14 protein-coding genes and 1 pseudogene are annotated in these 17710 nt (G+C 62.9%); 9 read left to right on the top strand and 6 right to left on the bottom strand.

The features are described from left to right. The first annotated feature begins 29 nt into the window (after positions 1 to 29). The 4 genes from E8E68_RS16945 to E8E68_RS16930 all read left to right on the top strand — a co-directional run bounded on the left by E8E68_RS16945 (position 30) and on the right by E8E68_RS16930 (position 4772). Positions 30 to 1232: a glycosyltransferase family 4 protein gene (locus E8E68_RS16945; protein WP_266029629.1), complete on the top strand. Its 1203-nt coding sequence runs from the start codon at positions 30 to 32 to the stop codon at positions 1230 to 1232. Then, a complete protein-coding gene (locus tag E8E68_RS16940) occupies positions 1229 to 2416 on the top strand; it encodes a glycosyltransferase family 2 protein (protein WP_266029630.1) in 1188 nt (395 codons plus the stop codon). Before E8E68_RS16945 ends, E8E68_RS16940 begins: the two co-directional genes overlap by 4 nt. Next, entirely contained in the window at positions 2416 to 3174 is a 759-nt protein-coding gene (locus tag E8E68_RS16935) for a WecB/TagA/CpsF family glycosyltransferase (RefSeq protein WP_266029631.1), read from the top strand. The genes E8E68_RS16940 and E8E68_RS16935 overlap by 1 nt, the downstream gene beginning before the upstream one ends. A gap of 176 nt (positions 3175 to 3350) precedes the next feature. Next, on the top strand, positions 3351 to 4772 hold the full coding sequence (locus E8E68_RS16930; protein ID WP_266029632.1) for an undecaprenyl-phosphate glucose phosphotransferase: 1422 nt from the start codon (positions 3351 to 3353) through the stop codon (positions 4770 to 4772). On the opposite strand, the gene E8E68_RS16925 is transcribed toward E8E68_RS16930, so the two are convergent. Further along, positions 4766 to 5743, bottom strand: coding sequence for a LysR substrate-binding domain-containing protein (locus E8E68_RS16925; protein ID WP_266029633.1), 978 nt, complete (start codon positions 5741 to 5743; stop codon positions 4766 to 4768). The two genes, E8E68_RS16930 and E8E68_RS16925, sit on opposite strands and share 7 nt — an antisense overlap. Positions 5744 to 5889: 146 nt before the next feature. Between E8E68_RS16925 and E8E68_RS16920 the strand changes: the two genes are divergently transcribed. After that, on the top strand, positions 5890 to 7266 hold the full coding sequence (locus tag E8E68_RS16920) for an L-serine ammonia-lyase (RefSeq protein ID WP_266029634.1): 1377 nt from the start codon (positions 5890 to 5892) through the stop codon (positions 7264 to 7266). An 87-nt stretch (positions 7267 to 7353) separates the two neighbouring features. On the opposite strand, the gene E8E68_RS16915 is transcribed toward E8E68_RS16920, so the two are convergent. Beyond that, positions 7354 to 8031, bottom strand: a complete 678-nt coding sequence (locus E8E68_RS16915; RefSeq protein ID WP_280343022.1) for a DUF3313 domain-containing protein — start codon at positions 8029 to 8031, stop codon at positions 7354 to 7356. A 126-nt stretch (positions 8032 to 8157) separates the two neighbouring features. Between E8E68_RS16915 and E8E68_RS16910 the strand changes: the two are divergent. After that, positions 8158 to 8232, top strand: a pseudogene (locus E8E68_RS16910) (transcriptional regulator); the annotation flags it as partial. Between the two features lie 160 nt (positions 8233 to 8392). Here the strand turns inward: E8E68_RS16910 and E8E68_RS16905 are convergent. The 3 genes from E8E68_RS16905 to E8E68_RS16895 form a co-directional block, all read right to left on the bottom strand. Continuing rightward, entirely contained in the window at positions 8393 to 9688 is a 1296-nt protein-coding gene (locus E8E68_RS16905) for an FAD-binding oxidoreductase (RefSeq protein ID WP_266029635.1), read from the bottom strand. 13 nt (positions 9689 to 9701) lie between these two features. Beyond that, complete coding sequence (locus E8E68_RS16900) at positions 9702 to 10790, bottom strand: polyamine ABC transporter substrate-binding protein (RefSeq protein ID WP_280343019.1); 1089 nt, start codon at positions 10788 to 10790, stop codon at positions 9702 to 9704. Between the two features lie 80 nt (positions 10791 to 10870). Next, positions 10871 to 12229: a glutamine synthetase family protein gene (locus E8E68_RS16895; protein ID WP_266029636.1), complete on the bottom strand. Its 1359-nt coding sequence runs from the start codon at positions 12227 to 12229 to the stop codon at positions 10871 to 10873. Between the two features lie 152 nt (positions 12230 to 12381). On the opposite strand from E8E68_RS16895, the gene E8E68_RS16890 reads away from it, so the two are divergent. After that, positions 12382 to 13281, top strand: coding sequence for a helix-turn-helix domain-containing protein (locus E8E68_RS16890; protein ID WP_266029637.1), 900 nt, complete (start codon positions 12382 to 12384; stop codon positions 13279 to 13281). Between the two features lie 106 nt (positions 13282 to 13387). Further along, on the top strand, positions 13388 to 15298 hold the full coding sequence (locus E8E68_RS16885) for an AAA family ATPase (RefSeq protein WP_280343015.1): 1911 nt from the start codon (positions 13388 to 13390) through the stop codon (positions 15296 to 15298). A gap of 36 nt (positions 15299 to 15334) precedes the next feature. Here E8E68_RS16885 and E8E68_RS16880 read toward each other — a convergent pair whose 3' ends face one another. After that, positions 15335 to 16720: an aldehyde dehydrogenase family protein gene (locus E8E68_RS16880; RefSeq protein WP_266029640.1), complete on the bottom strand. Its 1386-nt coding sequence runs from the start codon at positions 16718 to 16720 to the stop codon at positions 15335 to 15337. Positions 16721 to 16827: 107 nt separating this feature from the next. On the opposite strand from E8E68_RS16880, the gene E8E68_RS16875 reads away from it, so the two are divergent. Next, positions 16828 to 17694, top strand: a complete 867-nt coding sequence (locus tag E8E68_RS16875; RefSeq protein WP_110745276.1) for a LysR family transcriptional regulator — start codon at positions 16828 to 16830, stop codon at positions 17692 to 17694. Positions 17695 to 17710: the final 16 nt, after the last annotated feature.

The following is a 17710-nucleotide window of genomic DNA, read 5'->3' as shown; positions in this document are numbered from 1 at the left end:
TCATCAAGCGGGTTTGGATCTGGATTCGTATGCGCATTGCTTACTTCATCAATCAGTACCCGAAAGTCAGTCACAGTTTCATCCGTCGCGAAATCCTGGCGCTGGAGCGTCAGGGGGTAGAGGTGCAACGCATGGCGCTGCGCGGGTGGGACGCCGAGGTGCAGGATGCCGAGGACGCAACCGAACGGGACAAGACCCGCTACGTGCTGAAAGACGGGCTGAAGGGGTTGCTAGGGCCGACCTGGCAGGTGCTGCGCGCGCAGCCACGGCGCTTTGGCCAGGCTCTGTGGCTGGCGCTACGCCTGGGCCTGCGTGCCGACCGCCCCTGGCCCTACCACCTGGTCTACCTGGCTGAGGCCTGCCAGCTACTGCAGTGGCTGCAGGTCGCCCAGGCGGAGCACGTGCACGCGCACTTCGGCACCAATTCTACCGAAGTGGTCATGCTGGCCAACGTCCTGGGCGGGCCGGCGTACAGCTTTACCGTGCACGGGCCGGAGGAGTTCGACAAGCCGCAGTTCCTGCACATGGGGGAGAAGGTGCGGCGAGCCGCCTTTGTCGTCGCGGTAAGTTCGTACGGGCGCAGCCAGCTGTTTCGCTGGGTTGCGCACGAGCACTGGACCAAGGTGAAGGTAGTGCACTGCGGCCTGGAGCGGGGTTTTCATGAGGTGGCGCCGGTTGACGTGCCGTCGGTGCCAAGGCTGGTATGCGTCGGGCGCCTGTGCGAGCAGAAAGGCCAGCTTTTGTTGGTGGAAGCCGCGCGCCGCCTTGCTGCCCAGTCGGTTGGCTTCGAGCTGGTGCTGGCCGGTGATGGCGAAATGCGCGGGCAGATCGAGGCCCTGGTCGCCCGGCACGGTCTGCAGCAATGGGTGCGCATTACCGGCTGGATCAGCAGCGCGCAGGTACGCGAGGAAATCCTGGCGGCCCGCGCCCTGGTACTGCCTAGTTTTGCCGAAGGCCTGCCGGTGGTCATCATGGAGGCCATGGCCTTGCGCCGACCGGTACTCACCACGTATGTGGCAGGCATTCCTGAGCTGGTAAGGCCTGGTGAGAATGGCTGGCTGTTTCCCGCCGGGGCGGTCGACGAGCTGGTGACCGCCATGGCCGACTGCCTGGCGCAACCGGCCGAGGTGCTGCAACGCATGGGTGATGCGGCGTGCCAGCGGGTATTGCAACGGCACGATATAGACACCGAGGCGGCCAGGCTGGCCGACTACTTCAAGGCATTCGCATGATTAGTGTATTGGGTTGGCTATTGGGCCTGTTGACGGTCATCGTCCTGGTACCGGTGTTGGTGTTTTCGCTTCAGGTGCTAATGGCCTGTCTGCCTGCACGGGCGCCGCTGCCGGGCAGCGGTGCCCGGCCTCGGGTTGCGGTGCTGGTACCTGCTCACGATGAGGCCTCGATCATCCAGGCCACCTTGGCGACCATTACCCCGCAACTGCTCGAAGGCGACCGCCTGCTGGTGGTCGCCGACAACTGTTCTGACAACACGGCACAACTGGCGCGTGAGTCAGGCGCCGAGGTGGTCGAGCGGTACGATGCACAGTTGCGCGGCAAAGGCTACGCACTGGACTTCGGTGTACGCCACCTGGCGCGTCAGCCACCCGAGGTGGTGATCGTGGTGGATGCCGATTGCCAGGTGGGCGAGGGCGCGATCGACACCCTGGCACGCCGTTGCCATGCTGCCCAGCGCCCGGTGCAGTCGCTGTACCTGATGCGCGCACCCGCCGGTGCCGGGCTGAAAGTACAGGTTGCCGAGTTTGCCTGGCGGGTCAAGAACCTGGTGCGTCCACGGGGCTGGTCACGGCTGGGCCTGCCTTGCCAGTTGATGGGGGCGGGCATGGCGTTCGGCTGGCACGATCTGAGCCTGATCAACCTCGCCAACGGCCACCTCGTAGAGGACGTAAAGCTGGGGCTGGACCTCTGTCAGCAGGGCAAGCCCCCGCTGTTCTGCCCCGAAGCGCTGGTTACCAGCCAGTTCCCGCTGAGCCAGCAAGGCCTTAACAGCCAGCGCACCCGCTGGGAGCATGGTCACCTGGGCCTGATGCTGGGCGATGCACCCAAGCGCGTACTGGCCGCCATTACCCAGCGCAACGGCAGCCTCGCGGCCATGACCCTGGACCTGGTGGTATCTCCCCTGGCATTGCTGACGTTGACCTTGCTCGGGCTCAACCTGGTGACGTGGCTGGCATTCCTGCTGTTCGACCTGTCGGCGCCTGCGTGGCTGGCCCTTGCCGGGCTGGCCTTGCTGGGCTCTGCGGTGGTGCTGGCCTGGGCGCGGTTCTGCCGTGAGCTGATACCGTTTTCGGTGTTGCTGTATGCGCCGTTCTACGCCGCGAGGAAGATTCCTTTGTACCTGGGCTTCCTGATCAGGCGCCAGGTCGAATGGGTGCGGTCAAAACGGGATGACGACTGATGGCTCAGTGGCTATGGCAGCAACGCTGGACGCGGATTATCGAGCAAATGGCAGTCGTCGAGAACGGCAGCGCAGCACAGCACCTGCTCGAACGCCTGGCCACTCCGGAAACAGCCACCGTACTGGGCTTTGTCAATGCCCATGCGATGAACCTGGTGGTGCGCGATGGTGCCTATTGCCAGGCACTGTCGGCCGCCGATGTGCTGCTGCGTGATGGCTCCGGCATGGCGATTCTCTATCGCCGCCTGGGCCTCGAACCTGGGTTGAACATGAACGGCACCGACTTCATTCCCCGGCTGTTGGCGGCCTACCGTGGGCGCAAGGTTGCTTTCTGGGGGACCCGGCAACCCTACCTGAACCACGCAGTCCGACGCTGTGAAAGCGCGTTCGGGGTAGTGCCAGTGTCCGTTCACGACGGTTTTGCCCGTGTCGAAACCTACCTGCAGCTGGCGCGCGAGCAGCAACCTGAGCTGATCGTGCTGGGCATGGGCATGCCCAAGCAGGAAGCCGTTGCGGCACAGCTTGCAGCCATAGGCGGGCCATGCCTGATCGTGTGTGGCGGGGCGATTCTCGACTTTCTGGGTGGCAAAGTCAGCCGCGCACCTGGCTGGTTGCGGCGTCTGGGAGGGGAGTGGTTGTACCGTCTGCTGCGTGAGCCCAAGCGCTTGTTCATACGGTATATCGTTGGCAATCCGTTATTCCTGCTGCGCACGCTGCTGTTACGGCGAGCGGCCGTTTCCACCAGCCGTACGGTGTGAATCGGCCAAAATCGCCGAGTGGAGTGATTGCGGGCACGTCGCTGGCGGGTGGCTGCTACAGTGATATCAACGGCTTGGGGGCTGAACGATTCTGCAGCACGGGCTTTGCATAAGCTTTTTCAAGACGTGTTGTTTGCTGGATGGCACTGGCTACGCTCTAACTGATGAGGCCTGAAATGGTTTTCGAACCCAGAAGCAGTCGTTCCTTGCTCCAGAGACGAAGCAGTGTCAGCAACGCCATCCAGGCCGGCCTCGATGGCATTGCCGTGACCGGTATCGCCTGGTACCTGATCTACGACCAGTTTGGCTACATCACCGCCGATTACGTGATCATGCTGCTGTTGCTGATTGGCGCACTGGCGGTCATTTACGATCATTACGCGATCTACCGCACCAACGTCGGGCTTTCGATCAAGGCCTTCCGCCTGTTCAAGGCTTGGTCGGCCACCTTCTGCTTCCTGGTGGTCATGGCCTTTCTGACCAAGCAAAGCGAAACCTATTCGCGCTTGCTGATGGGGCAGTTGTTCGTCATTGGTTATGTCGCGCAGTTGTTCTTGCACTTTGCCGTGCGTGAACTGCAAAAACGCTTTACCGCACACGCGCGGCTGGACAATGCCCTCATCATCGGCAACGGTGACCTGGCCAACTTCCTGTATCAGAAAATCAGCAACAACCCGTGGTTTGGCGAGCGGGTGCTTGGGTGCGTGCTGCTCGACAAGGATGATGAGCAGGGGCTGGAGACTGCCGAGGGCAAACAGCGCCTGCCGGTGCTCGGGCATATTGGCGACCTTGACGAGCTTGTCGCCCGGCACGCTATTCGCACGGTGTACCTGGTGACCCCGCTGGGGGGGTCCGAAGTCATCAACGATGTGTATTTCAAGTTGCTCGACAAGTGCATTGCCGTCAACTGGGTGCCTGACATCTTCTCCTTGCGCCTGATCAACCACAGTGTCCGGGAAATTGCCGGTATTCCAGTGCTGACCTTGTCGGAGACGCCGCTGACGGGCATGAGCCTGTTCCTGAAAAACCTTGAGGACCGGGTACTGGCAGCGTTGATCCTGCTCTGTGCGTCACCTGTGCTGTTGGCAGTGGCCTTGGCCATCAAGATCGACAGCCGTGGCCCGGTATTCTTCCGCCAGGAACGCACGGGCTGGACTGGCGAATCGTTTCGCATCTGGAAATTCCGCAGCATGCATGTGCACCAGCCGGAGCATGGCGTGGTGGTTCAGGCGCAGAAGAATGACCCGCGGTTGACCCGGGTTGGCGCCTTTATCCGGCGTACCAGCCTCGATGAGTTGCCACAGTTGTTCAATGTGCTGACGGGGGAGATGTCGCTGGTCGGGCCGCGGCCCCATGCCCTGCAACATGACACTTTGTATTCCCAGGACATCGTTGACTACTTTGCCCGCCACAATATCAAGCCGGGCATGACCGGTCTGGCCCAGGTACGCGGGTTCCGGGGCGAGACCAAGGACATCGAGCAGATGATCCAGCGGGTGGACTCGGATATCGAGTACATCAACAATTGGTCGCTGTGGCTGGACTTCGTGATCCTGGTGCGGACGCTGAATGCGTTTACCGGCAAGCAAGCCTATTGAAGATGCCTCGGCGCTGCGGGGCCTGTAGGCGAGTCCTTGATCAAAGGATGCAACTCCCTGAACCCGCGCGCTTCCTCCACCAGCCAGTCATGCACTGCTCGCGCCCCTGGCTGGTTCAGGCCACCCGGCGGGTAATGCACCACATAGCGTTTGTGGTTGGCGATGGGCACACCAAACGGCACGATCAGGGCGCCACGCTCCAGTTCGTCATTGAGCAGCGTGCGCCGGGCAATCGCCACGCCAATACCGGCAATCGCCGCCTCGATGGTCAGGTGGTTACGGTTGAAGGTGTGCCCACGGCGTACATCCAGCCCGGTGGCGCCGATGCCGTCCAGGTAGAATTCCCACTCGGCATACTCCGAACTGCCACGCCAGGCGGTGATGTCGTGCAGCAACGGGTAGTGCACCAGATCGCCTGGCCCGTGCAGGGGTGGGCGCCCACGTAGCAAGGCAGGGGAGCACACGGGGAAAATCTGCTCGTCCAGCAGCGGCGTCGAGAGCATGCCTGGGTAGCTGCCATCGTTCAGGTCGATGGCCAGGTCGAAGTCGCCCGGCGTCAGCGCCTGGGCACTGTCTTCAGCCACCAGGCGCAACTCGATGTCCGGGTAGCGTTGCTGAAAGCGCGGCAAGCGCGGCGTGAGCCATTTGGCCAGGAACGAGGGGATCGAGCGCACACGCAAGGTGCCGCGGATTTCACCGGCGTCCAGGCGCAGCAGTTCGGCTTCGATACTGCCGTAGGCCTCGGCCACCGTCTGCGCCAGGCGTTGGCCCTCGGCACTCAGCTCGACGCCGCGCGCCCGGCGCAGGAACAGCCGATAGCCCAGGCGTTCTTCCAGCTGGCGCATCTGTTGGCTGACTGCGCCCGGGGTAATGTGCAGCTCTTCGGCGCAGCGGGTAAAGGACAGGTGCCGGGCTGCACAGGCAAATACATGCAGCCAGACGAACATCTGCCCATTCAATTGTCGTCGCATCGTTTAGTACCGCTAAAGCCTTGCTTAGGAAGTTTCGTTGGTCATTCATGAGTCTGCGCGTCAGTATCGCGCAGAATCGCATCAGCGCTCAATTTCTTCAGATAACCGTGTGGCAGCGGTATTGCTGCTCACGGTCAGGCATTAGTATGGCTATCAGTGTTTTCGACCTTTTCAAAATCGGCATCGGCCCTTCGAGCTCCCACACCGTCGGCCCCATGCGGGCCGCTGCGAGCTTTGCCCAGGCCCTGCGCGAGCAAGGCCTGCTGGCGCGGGTAACACGTGTGGAGGTGCGGCTGTACGGCTCGTTGTCCGCTACCGGGGTAGGCCATGCCACTGACCGTGCTTGCCTGCTCGGGCTGATGGGCCAGTGGCCGGACCGTATCGACCCGGCCACCATTGAGTCGCGCATTGGCCAGGTGCTGCAGGAGCACTGCCTGATGCTCGATGGCAGCCACCCGCTGGCATTCGAATATACCCGTGACGTGCTGTTCCTCGACGAGAACCTGGCCTATCACCCTAATGCCATGAGCCTGGAAGCCATGGACGGGCAAGGTAGCCTGTTGTGCCAGACCTACTATTCGGTTGGCGGTGGCTTCATCGTCGAGCAAGCGCAGATCGATACGCCGACCCGTAGCGTGGATGAGGTGGTGCTGCCCTATGAGTTCGACAGTGGCGCCCAGTTGCTGGGCTTGTGCAAGGCCCACGGCTTGAGCGTGGCCCAACTGATGATGGCCAACGAGTGCGCCTGGCGCCCGGAGGCCGAGGTGCGCGAAGGCTTGCTGCGCATCTGGGCGGCCATGCGTGAGTGCGTGGAGAACGGCCTGCGCAACGAGGGCATTCTGCCTGGCGGCCTGCATGTCAAGCGACGCGCTGCGCGGCTGCACCGGAGCCTGCAGGAGCTGGGCAAGCCCAACGTGATCGGCTCAACCCTCAGCGCCATGGAGTGGGTGAACCTGTTCGCCCTGGCGGTGAATGAGGAGAACGCGGCAGGCGGGCGCATGGTCACCGCCCCTACCAACGGCGCTGCTGGCATTATCCCGGCTGTGCTGCATTACTACATGAAGTTCAACCCCACCGTTTGCGATGCCGATGTAGTCGATTTCCTGCTGGCGGCAGCGGCGGTGGGTATTCTGTGCAAAAAGAATGCGTCGATTTCGGGGGCTGAGGTAGGCTGCCAGGGCGAGGTGGGATCGGCCTGTTCGATGGCTGCCGCCGGCTTGGCTCAGGTGCTGGGAGCGACGCCGCCGCAACTGGAGAACGCGGCCGAGATTGCCCTGGAGCACAACCTCGGGCTCACTTGCGACCCCGTAGGCGGCCTGGTGCAGGTGCCCTGCATCGAGCGCAACGCCATTGCTGCGGTGAAAGCGATCAACGCCGTGCAAATGGCGTTGCGAGGGGATGGTGAGCACTTCATCTCGCTCGACCGGGTGATCCGCACCATGCGTGATACCGGGGCAGACATGCATGCCAACTACAAGGAAACCTCGCGCGGCGGTTTGGCAGTCGCTTTTGTCGAGTGCTGATGTTCAACGCGGTCAACTGGAGCGGCCTTGTGTCTCGATGGGCCGCTCCTTACCCAGGTTGCGTTGACCTGTTGGGTCAGCTGTGACTCAGCGGCCTTTCTGCTTCGCTGCCAGGAAGCTCGCACGCATGTCCTTGGCCCAGCCATCCAGCACCGGCTTGACGTCGTTCAAGGTCAGCTTCTGGGTGTCGTTCTCCAGTTCCTGACCAGCGCCTTTGCGCACCACCTGGGCCAGTACCTTCTGGTTGGCACCATCGAGGAAGGCCGCTTCCACGCCCACATCCACGTCCTGATCACGGCCGCCCGTGGCCGTGTTCACACCCGCAGCGATCAACGCGATGGGGATCACCTCATAGGGTTTGAGCCCCTCGTTACTGGTAGACACCGCCGTAATCGCCGGGCGCACCACGATCACGCCGGGGCCAGGCCCCTTGGCCAGCGGCATCACACCACCCATTTCACGCCGCAGCGCTTCGTTGAAGTAGCGGGTGATTTCCCCCAGGGTCTGCGCGGAGATGACCGGGGTCGGCTGCGGTTTGGGGTAGAACTGGCTGGGCTCGATGAACACCTGGCTGTACTGGTTGATGTTGACCTTGGGGTCGATCCAGCGCATTACCGGGTCGCCCGACGGGCTTTTCGCTTCTTGTAGCCGGCTGTAGTCCTTGAGGAAACCGGAATAGTCCTTAGGGTCCACGCGGTTGCTGGAGCAGGCGGCTACGGCCAGTAGCGCAGCGCACAACACGGTAATGCGAGGCAATGATTTCATGATGGAGAGGCATCCATGATTGATCGGCTACAACAACGCTAGCAGCTGCGGGGCCATTGGCCAGTGGGTGAGTCGATCTGTCAAACGGATGGGCCAAGATTTCTACAGACTTGCTGGGTCTCGCCGAAAGCGCTCAACTGCAGCCAGCCCGTTTTTGCGGTCCACCTGCTTACCCGTGCGGCCACGGTACGTCAGTGGGAGTAGGGCGAAACCAGCCCTTCAGGTCCTGCGCTAAATCTGATGAACGCCATAAAATCCGTAGCTTTGAGTGTTCTTCTTCAACCCGATTGTCAGGTTGCTAAAAGCAGCCGAGGGGCTGCTTTATACGCTGGGATCATCAGCTATCAATGTGTTCGCCCCGCTAGCCCAGCGCCTCACGCAACCGGTACCACAGCATCCCCAGCGCGAGCAGCGGTGAGCGCAGGGCCTTGCCGCCGGGGAAGGTCAGGTGGGGTACGGCGCTGAACACGTCCAGGCCTTGGCTGTGGCCGAGGGCGATGCTCTCGGCCAGCAGTTTCGCCGTCCAGTGCGTCACGTTCAGGCCATGGCCGGAATAGCCCTGGGCGTAATACACATTGGGGTGCTGGCTAAGGCGCCCCACCTGGGGGAAGCGATTGGCAGTGATGCCGATCATGCCGCCCCATTGGTAGTCGATGCGCACATTGGCCAGTTGTGGGAATACCTTCAGTACCTTGGGCCGCATGTAGCCGGCGATATCCTTGGGGTCGCGCCCGGAATAGTGGCAGGCACCGCCGAACAGCAGGCGGCGGTCGGCCGTGAGGCGATAGTAGTCCAGGCCGACCTTCTGGTCGCACAGCGCCATGTTCTGCGGGATCAGGCTGCTGGCCAGTGCTTCGGGCAAAGGCTCGGTGGCTACCACATAGCTGCCGGCCGGGAGCACCTTGCCGCTCAGCCGCGGCTCCAGTTCGTCGAGGTGGGCATTGCAGCCCAGTACCAGGCTGCTGGCGCGTACCTTGCCGCGCGCGGTGTGCAGCGTCACGCTGGGGCCGTGCTCGATGCGCAGTACCGGGCTTTGCTCGAAAATCCGCACGCCCAGGCTGTGGGCGGCGCGGGCTTCGCCCTGGACCAGGTCGAGCGGGTGCAGGTGGCCGGAGCCCATGTCGACCAAGCCGCCGGCATACTGGTCGCTGGCAACAATCTCATGCAGCTGCGCGGCGCCGACCAGGCGCGTTTCATGGCGATAGCCCAACGCTGCCAGGTCATCCTGTTCATCCTTGAAGGCGGCGAACTGGGCTGGCGTATTGGCCAGTTCACAGAAGCCCCAGCGCAGGTCGCAGGCAATGTCATGGCGGGCAATGCGGTTGGCCACCAGCGCCACTGAATCGATGCCGGCCTGTTTGAGGTAGCGCACGCCGTCCTGGCCGACATGCCGGGCGAAGCCGCTGACATCATGGCCAATGCCGCGTATCAGCTGGCCGCCGTTGCGACCGCTGGCACCCCAGCCAATGCGTCGGCCTTCCAGCAGGACCACCGACAAACCGCGCTCGGCCAGTTCCAGCGCGGTATTGACCCCGGTCAGCCCGCCGCCGACCACGCATACGTCGGCCGTCAGGTCGCCGTCCAGGCTGGGGTAGGGGGCTGCGTCGCGTGCCGTGGCGGCGTAGTACGAGGCGGTGTGTTGGGTATTCAAAGGCATGGGCGCTCTCGACTCAGCGGTTGGACTTGATCTTGCTCCAGGAGCGGGTCATGACGCGCATGATCTTCGGGCTCGGGGTGCTGGAGATGTACAGCTTGTCCAGTACTGCCTGGGGTGGGTAGATCTCGGGGTTGTTCACCAGTGATGCATCCATGTAGGCCTTGGCGTCCGGGTTGGCGTTGGCATAGCCGACCGTAGCGCTGACCTTGGCGATCACCTTGGGGTCGAGCAGGTAGTTGATGAACGCCAGGGCCTGCTCGGGGTTGTTGGCGTCCTTGGGGATGGCCAGCAGGTCGAACCACAGGTTGCTGCCTTCCTTGGGAATGCTGTAGGCGACCTTTACCCCGTTCTTCGCTTCCACGGCGCGATTGGCCGCCTGGAACACGTCGCCGGAGTAGCCGAAGGCCACGCAGACATCGCCGTTGGCAAGGTCGGAGACGTACTTGGAGGAGTGGAAGTAAGTGATATAGGGACGGAGCTCCAGCATGCGGGCCTCGGCCTTGGCGTAGTCGGCGGCTTTTTCGCTGCGCGGGTCCAGGCCCAGGTAGTTGAGCACGGCCGGGAACAGCTCATCTGGCGAGTCCATGAAGGCCACGCCGCATTGCTTGAGCTTTTTCAGGTTCTCGGGCTCGAACAGCACGGCCCAGGAATCGATATGGTCCACGCCCAGTGCCGCCTTGACCTTGTCGACGTTGTAGCCGATGCCATTGGTACCCCACAGGTAGGGCACGGCGTACCGGTTGCCGGGGTCGTTCTGTTCCAGCTGCTTGAGCAGCTTGGGGTCCAGATGCTGCCAGTTCGGCAGCTTGCTGCGGTCCAGCGGCAGGAACGCACCGGCCTGGGCCTGGCGGGCGAGGAAATGGTTGGAGGGCACCACCACGTCATAGCCGGTGCGCCCGGCCAGTAGCTTGCCTTCAAGGGTTTCGTTGGAGTCGAAAACGTCATAGACCACCTTGATGCCGCTGCTGGCCTGGAAGTCGGCCAGGGTGGTGTCACCGATGTAGTCGGTCCAGTTGTACACGCTGACAGTGGGGCTGGCGTGGCTTGTGGTGGCGAACAGCAGGGTGAATGCAGCGGGGATCAGGGCTTGCAGATGACGCATGGGGACACCTCGTTGGTCTTGTTCTTCGAGTTGGGTGCAGGCTTGCCTGTGCAGGGGGTGCAAAGCACCCCCGCGGTGGTTCAGACACTCAGCATCAGGAATTCACGCTCCCACGAGCTGATGACGCGCTTGTAGTTCTCGTGCTCGGCGCGCTTGACCGCCACGTAGCCCTGGACGAATTGCTTGCCCAGGTACTGCTGCACGGTTTCGCAGTCTTCCATGTGCTGCAACGCATCTTCGATGGTGATCGGCAGGCGCAGGTTGCGTCGTTCATAGGCGCGGCCCTGTACCGGTGCGCTAGGGTCGATCTCCTCGACCATGCCCAGGTAGCCGCACAACAGGCTGGCAGCGATGGCCAGGTACGGGTTGGCATCGGCACCCGGCAAGCGGTTTTCCACGCGCATGGCCTCCGGGCCGGAGGTGGGCACGCGCAGCCCGGCCGTGCGGTTCTCCTCACCCCACTCGACGTTGACCGGGGCCGAGGTGTCCGGCAGGAAACGGCGGAACGAGTTGACGTTGGGCGCGAACATCGGCAACAGCTTGGGGATGTACTTCTGCAAACCACCGATGTGGTGCAGGAACAGCTGGCTCATGCTGCCGTCTTCGTTGGCGAAGATTGGCTTGCCGGTGGCGATGTCGACCACGCTCTGGTGCAGGTGCATGGCACTGCCAGGTTCGTCGGTGATCGGCTTGGCCATGAACGTGGCGGCCACGTTGTGCTTGAGCGCGGCCTCACGCATCGTGCGCTTGAACACCGTGATCTGGTCGGCCAGGTCCAGCGCGTCGCCGTGACGGAAGTTGATTTCCATCTGCGCCGGGCCGTCTTCGTGGATCAGCGTATCCAGGTCCAGGCCCTGGATTTCGCACCAGTCATAGACGTCTTCGAACAACGGGTCGAATTCGTTGGCGGCATCGATCGAGAACGACTGACGGCCACTTTCGGCACGGCCGGAGCGCCCCAGCGGCACTTGCAGTGGCAAGTCCGGGTCTTCGCAGCGCTTGGTCAGGTAGAACTCCATCTCGGGCGCCACGATCGGCTGCCAGCCCTTGTCGGCGTAAAGCTTGAGCACCTTCTTCAGGACGTTGCGCGGCGACAGTTCGATGGGGTTGCCTTGCTTGTCGAAGGTATCGTGGATCACGATCGCGGTTGGCTCGATGGCCCACGGGATCTGGTACACCGCCGTGGGGTCAGGGCGGCAGACCATGTCGATGTCGGCGGCATCGAGCAGGTTGTAGTAGATGTCGTCGTCAACGTAGTCGCCGGTGACCGTCTGGAGTAGCACACTCTCGGGCAGGCGCATGCCACGCTCGTGGAGGAACTTGGCAGTCGGCGCGATCTTGCCGCGGGCGATGCCGGTCAGGTCGCTGATCACGCATTCGACTTCGGTGATCCGGTGTTCTTTCAGCCAGGTGGACAGCTGATCGAAGGGGGCGTTCATACAGACCTCTTGGTTGGGTTTTTGTGTGCGCGGCAGGTGCCGGTGACTTCCCAGGTGACGCGCTGGAGACTATCTTGGTCCGAGGCGAGCAACGCCATCTATCCACTTTCTTCGGCAAGCAATGCACCAAAAGAGTGCAACTAGGACACAGCGTGACAACGCCCAATGCCTTGCAGGTTCAGGCTTTCCACACGTCGGATGTAACCGAGCAAGTCCGCGCCACCCCGGGTTGGCAACAGCAATACCGGCAGATGTCGCCCGGGCACTTCAGTGGCCAGCTGCGCTGCCTGGGGCTTGGGGGGGTGGATGTTTACGAGGAACGGCTCAATACCCGCGTCGAGCAGTTCTTTCGCGCGCCCAGCGGTTCGCTGGCATTCTGTTTCGACCAGAGCGAGAACAGCCTTTATCTGCTGAATGAGCAGAGCCGCAACATCTGGATCACCCCAGAGAACTACCAGGAAGTGGCGGTCGTGTTCGACCAGGCCTTTCTCGCCAGCCATGGCCTGGACCCTCAGCGCCTTGAGGGGCTGTTCATGGTGCCACTGGGTAGCGGCCAGAATGCGCTGTTCGGCAGCTGGCTCAGCGCCACCTTGACCCGCCTGGGCGAGGCGGGTAGCCCATTGCAAGGGCAAGCCCTGGCTGAGCAACTGCTGGAGGACTGCCTGTTCATCCTCGACAACGCCAGCCAGCGTTTGCAAGGCGTGGCCCTGGGGCGGCGGGACGAGGAAAGGGCGATCATGCACCGGGTCAGCGAATGGGCGGCCGATTGCCCGGAAGAGACGCTGAACCTGCTTGAGCTGGCAGACGTGGCCGGGGTTTCCTTGCGCCAGTTGCAGCAGGCGTTCAAGGCGTTTACCGGCATGCCGCCGGCGCACTGGCTGCGCCTGCGCCGGCTCAACGGTGCCCGGCGTGATCTGCTGCGGGGTGGCGAGGTGACCGTGGCCGAGGTAGCGATGCGCTGGTCTTTCTGGCATTTGGGAAGGTTTTCAGAGAGTTACCGTCAGTTGTTCAAGGAGTTTCCAAGTGAAACGTTGAAGCGTCGCAAAGGGTGAGGTGCGAGCGCGCCAGCGCGTGAACAGTGCAGCCCAGGTCACACTGACCCCAGCATTGCACGCCAAAAGTTGCTATCGTGCCGCCCTGTTTCCACCCGAGGTGACGATGTTCTACCTGCCTTTGCCCAGCGACCAGGCCGACCGCCTCGCCAGCGCGCCCACCACCGACTTTTTCAGCAGCGCCAGCATCCTCGAAGCCGCCGCCGTGCTGTTCGTGCAAAACCTGCCACGCCAGCCGGCAACGGCTTCGGCCGACGCGCAAGAACGCCGCTTCGCCGAAATCGTGCGCATCGCAACCGACGTTGAAAACGCCGCACCGGGGCGCTTCCAGGGCCAGGTGGCACAGCATTTCGACCATGAAGCCTTCGCCATGGGCCTGGGTATGCTCGGCGAAAACGGTATCGCCTTGTTGACCAGCGAAGTGGAATACCAGGCCGATGAACTGCGGGATGCCGAAGGCCAGTGGAATTTCCAGTTTGCCGAAACCTACCGCCAGCGGGCCACGCCACTGCACCCGGTGTACCTGCCAGCGCTGGCCAGTGACCTGATGCTCAGCGACCAGCAGAACCGCCTGCTGCGCGAATTCCTCAGTGGCATTGACGAGTCGGTGGCCGTGCAGGGCTTCGCCGGCACTGGCAAGACTTTCCTGATTCACCAGTTCGCCCGCCTGCTGGAGCCCCAGCGCACCTTGCTGCTGGCCTTGACCGAAGGCCAGTTGCGCGCGTTGCAGGCGCGCGTGAAGGACGCAGCCGCCTACACCGCGCTGACGTTCGGCCAACTGGCGGACGAGCTGCTCAACCTCGACCTCACCAGCAATGGCTGGCGCCTGCGCGACGCGTACCGCACCAAACGCTCATGGCGCCCGCAAGATGCGCAGGTAGTGCGCTGGTTGGCGATCCCGGACATCGGCCCGCTTGCCGCCCGTGACGTGGTTGGCTTGTGCATCCGCGCTGTGCGTACCTTTTGCCACACTGCCGACACCCAACTGCAGCTGCACCACCTGCCCTGGGCCGGGCCTGGCACTTCGCCGCTCGACCAGGAAGTACTGCTGGAAAAGGCGCGACTGTACTGGCAAGAGCTGATTCGCCCGTCAGCACGGGAAATCCAGCTTCCGGTGCGCGATTACCACCGGGTCAAGTTGCTGTCGCTGACAGACTACGTGATCGGCAACCGCTACACCCATGTCATCGTCGACGAGGCGCACGAGCTGTCGGCACCGATGCTTGCCGTGCTCGACCGCAGCCCGCAATCGATCATTGCCCTGGGTGACGAGTTGCAGAACCTCAACGGTCTCAGCCCGCACCACGGCAGCTTCATCCGCCAGCGTTGCATCGACCATTCGTTGCGCGCCGGGCCAGCGATGGACAACGTGCTCAATCCGTTGATCCAGGCGCACCCGGCGTCGATCCAGGCAGCCTTCAGTGGCAGCGCCGAGCATTACACCCGGGTCAGCTTCTTCGATGCGGTCACGGTGCCGGAACAGCCCACGGCGCTGATCGTCGATGACGAATGGGGGCTCTTCGGCTGGTTCCAGCGCCTGACGCACCAAGGTGTACCCTTCATATTGCTGAAAAGTGCACGCAAGGATTTCGAACTGTTCGTCGAGGACTGTATCGAGCTGTACCGCTACGGCACCCGGGCACGCCATCCGATGCTGTTTCGTTATGGCAGTTGGCAGGCGCTGGAGCAGGACAAGGGTGACGACAAGGCATTCCTCGCGGTGGCCAGCATGCTGCGCAAGGGCTACACGCCGGAGCATTTCGCCAAGGCCAAGAGCCGTTATCGCTGGGACAAGGCGCCGAAGCTGTTCCTCGGGCGGGTGCGGGATGTGAAGAACATGGAGTTCGCCCGGGTAATGGTTTCGCCGGAGCTGATGGTGGCGCCGCAGGTGGCGGGTAACCGCAATGAGCGGGCGCGCATGCTGGCGGGGTTGTACACCGCCTGTTCGCGGGCGCGGCATGAACTGATCGTGCCGGGGGGCATGCTCGACTGGGTCAAGGACCAGGTTCGGGATTGATCGTTGGGGGCTGCTTTGCAGCCCCTGGGCATCGGATCAGTTACGGTCCAGCCACACGGTCTGGGCATTGGTGAACTCACGCACACCAAAGTGCGACAGCTCACGGCCGAACCCGCTCTTCTTCACGCCGCCGAACGCCACGCGGGGGTCGGAAGCGCAGTAGCCGTTGATGAACACGCCACCGGTATCCAGCGCTGCAGTCATGCGTTCGGCCAGCGCGTAGTCGGCCGTGTAGATGGTCGAGGCCAGGCCGAATTCGCTGTCGTTGGCCAGCTCTACCGCATGCTCGGCGTCACGTGCAGTGATGATTGCCGCTACCGGCCCGAACAGTTCCTGCTTGAACGCGGTCATGTCCGGGGTCACATTGGCGAACACAGTCGGCGCGTAGACGTTGGCCACGCCTTCAACCTTGTGGCCGCCCAGCAGCAGGGTAGCGCCTTCGGCCAGGGTTGCCTGAACCTGGCCGTCCAGCTCGTCCCGCAGGTCGTAACGGGCCATCGGGCCGATGTAGGTGTCGTCTTCCAGCGGGTTGCCCACTTTCAGCTGGCGCGTGGCTTCGACGAACTTGCGGGTGAATTCATCGGCAATGCTCGCTTCCACGATCAGGCGCTTGGCGGCGGCGCAGACCTGGCCGGTGTTCTGGTAACGGCCGATGACGGCAGCCTTGACGGCGGCGTCCAGGTCGGCGTCAGCCAGCACGATGAACGGGTCGGACCCCCCCAGTTCCAGCACGCACTTCTTCAGCGCGGCACCCGCCTGGGCACCAATGGCCATGCCGGCACGCACGCTGCCAGTCAGGGTGACGGCGGCGATGCGCGGGTCGTTGATGGCGCGGGTGACACCGTCCGGGGTCACGTTCAGGACTTCGAACACGCCTTCCGGCAGGCCGGCATCCTTGAACAGTTCAGCCATCAGGTAAGCACTGCCCATCACGTTCGGCGCGTGCTTGAGCACATAGGTGTTACCCGCCAGGATCGCCGGCACGGCGCCGCGCAATACCTGCCATACCGGGAAGTTCCACGGCATCACCGCCAGGATCGGGCCCAGCGGGCGGTATTCGATGCGGGCTTTTTCGACCTGGGTCGGCTCGGCGGCGAGCATGGCCGGGCCGTGCTCAGCGTACCAGCGGCACAGGCCAACGCATTTGGCGACTTCACCACGGGCCTGGGCGATCGGCTTGCCGATTTCACGGCTGATCATGTGCGCGAAAGCTTCAGCCTTGGCTTCGAGGGTGCCGGCCAGGGCCAGCAGGTACTCGCTGCGCTGACCCAGCGACACCTGGCGCCACTGGCGATAGCCAACCTTGGCGCGTTGCAGCGCCGCTTCCAGTGCGGCGTCGGTGTCGAACGGGTAGGCGCCGATCTGCTCGCCGCTGTACGGGTCGAGGGAGATGGCGTGTGTCAGGCTGCTGATCGCACTCATGGCGGGGCACTCTCGTCGTTGTTAGTCAGTAACGCCAGACTAGTGGGCTATGGCTTTAATGAAAACTGAATAATAATGAGCGAAACATTCACGTTTGGAGAAAGGCTGTGGACTTGGTGCAACTGGAGATCTTCAAGGCCGTGGCAGAGCAGGGCAGCATCAGTGCCGCTGCCCAGCACATCCATCGGGTGCCTTCGAACCTGACCACGCGTATCAAACAGCTGGAAGAAGACTTGGGCGTCGAGCTGTTCATCCGCGAGAAAAGCCGCCTGCGCCTGTCGCCGGCCGGCTGGAATTTTCTCGAGTACACGCGGCGTATCCTCGAGCTGGTGCACGAAGCGCGGTTGACCGTGGCCGGGGAAGACCCCCAGGGCACTTTTGCCCTCGGGTCGCTGGAAAGCACGGCAGCGGTACGCATTCCGGCACTGCTGGCGGCCTACAACCAGCGCTACCCCAAGGTTGACCTGGACCTGTCCACTGGCCCTTCGGGCACCATGCTGGAAGGCGTACTGGCGGGCCGCCTGGTCGCTGCGTTCGTCGATGGGCCGGTACTGCACCCGACGCTGGAAGGCATGCCCGTGTTCGAGGAAGAGATGATGGTCATCGCGCCGCTGAACCACGCGCCGGTTACCCGTGCCCAGGACGTCAATGGCGAGAGCATCTACGCCTTCCGCGCCAACTGCTCGTACCGCCATCACTTCGAGCGCTGGTTCGTGCAGGACCAGGCAGTGCCCGGCAAGATCCACGAAATGGAGTCGTATCACGGCATGCTGGCCTGCGTCAGCGCCGGCGCCGGCCTGGCCATGCTGCCACGCAGCATGCTCGACAACATGCCAGGTTGCAGCACAGTCAGCGCCTGGCCCATGTCGGAGGATTTCCGCTACCTGAAAACCTGGCTGGTATGGCGCCGGGGTACGGTCTCGCGCAGCTTGAGCATGTTCGTGAAGTTGCTTGAAGAAGGCCGTGCAAGCTGATGTTTTGGCTGAATAA

The sequence above is a fragment of the Pseudomonas sp. BN607 genome (genome assembly GCF_029871175.1).
GTDB lineage: Bacteria > Pseudomonadota > Gammaproteobacteria > Pseudomonadales > Pseudomonadaceae > Aquipseudomonas.
The sequence above is the reverse complement of the archived record's forward strand: the minus strand, read 5'-3'. Positions and strand labels throughout refer to the sequence as shown.

Excerpts from the sequence above, each read along its gene's own strand:
- E8E68_RS16945 (WP_266029629.1), top strand. The coding sequence starts at position 30 with ATGCGCATTGCTTACTTCATCAATCAGTACCCGAAAGTCAGTCACAGT.
- E8E68_RS16940 (WP_266029630.1), top strand. The coding sequence starts at position 1,229 with ATGATTAGTGTATTGGGTTGGCTATTGGGCCTGTTGACGGTCATCGTC.
- E8E68_RS16935 (WP_266029631.1), top strand. The coding sequence starts at position 2,416 with ATGGCTCAGTGGCTATGGCAGCAACGCTGGACGCGGATTATCGAGCAA.
- E8E68_RS16930 (WP_266029632.1), top strand. The coding sequence starts at position 3,351 with ATGGTTTTCGAACCCAGAAGCAGTCGTTCCTTGCTCCAGAGACGAAGC.
- E8E68_RS16925 (WP_266029633.1), bottom strand. The coding sequence starts at position 5,743 with ATGCGACGACAATTGAATGGGCAGATGTTCGTCTGGCTGCATGTATTT.
- E8E68_RS16920 (WP_266029634.1), top strand. The coding sequence starts at position 5,890 with ATGGCTATCAGTGTTTTCGACCTTTTCAAAATCGGCATCGGCCCTTCG.
- E8E68_RS16915 (WP_280343022.1), bottom strand. The coding sequence starts at position 8,031 with ATGAAATCATTGCCTCGCATTACCGTGTTGTGCGCTGCGCTACTGGCC.
- E8E68_RS16905 (WP_266029635.1), bottom strand. The coding sequence starts at position 9,688 with ATGCCTTTGAATACCCAACACACCGCCTCGTACTACGCCGCCACGGCA.
- E8E68_RS16900 (WP_280343019.1), bottom strand. The coding sequence starts at position 10,790 with ATGCGTCATCTGCAAGCCCTGATCCCCGCTGCATTCACCCTGCTGTTC.
- E8E68_RS16895 (WP_266029636.1), bottom strand. The coding sequence starts at position 12,229 with ATGAACGCCCCCTTCGATCAGCTGTCCACCTGGCTGAAAGAACACCGG.
- E8E68_RS16885 (WP_280343015.1), top strand. The coding sequence starts at position 13,388 with ATGTTCTACCTGCCTTTGCCCAGCGACCAGGCCGACCGCCTCGCCAGC.
- E8E68_RS16880 (WP_266029640.1), bottom strand. The coding sequence starts at position 16,720 with ATGAGTGCGATCAGCAGCCTGACACACGCCATCTCCCTCGACCCGTAC.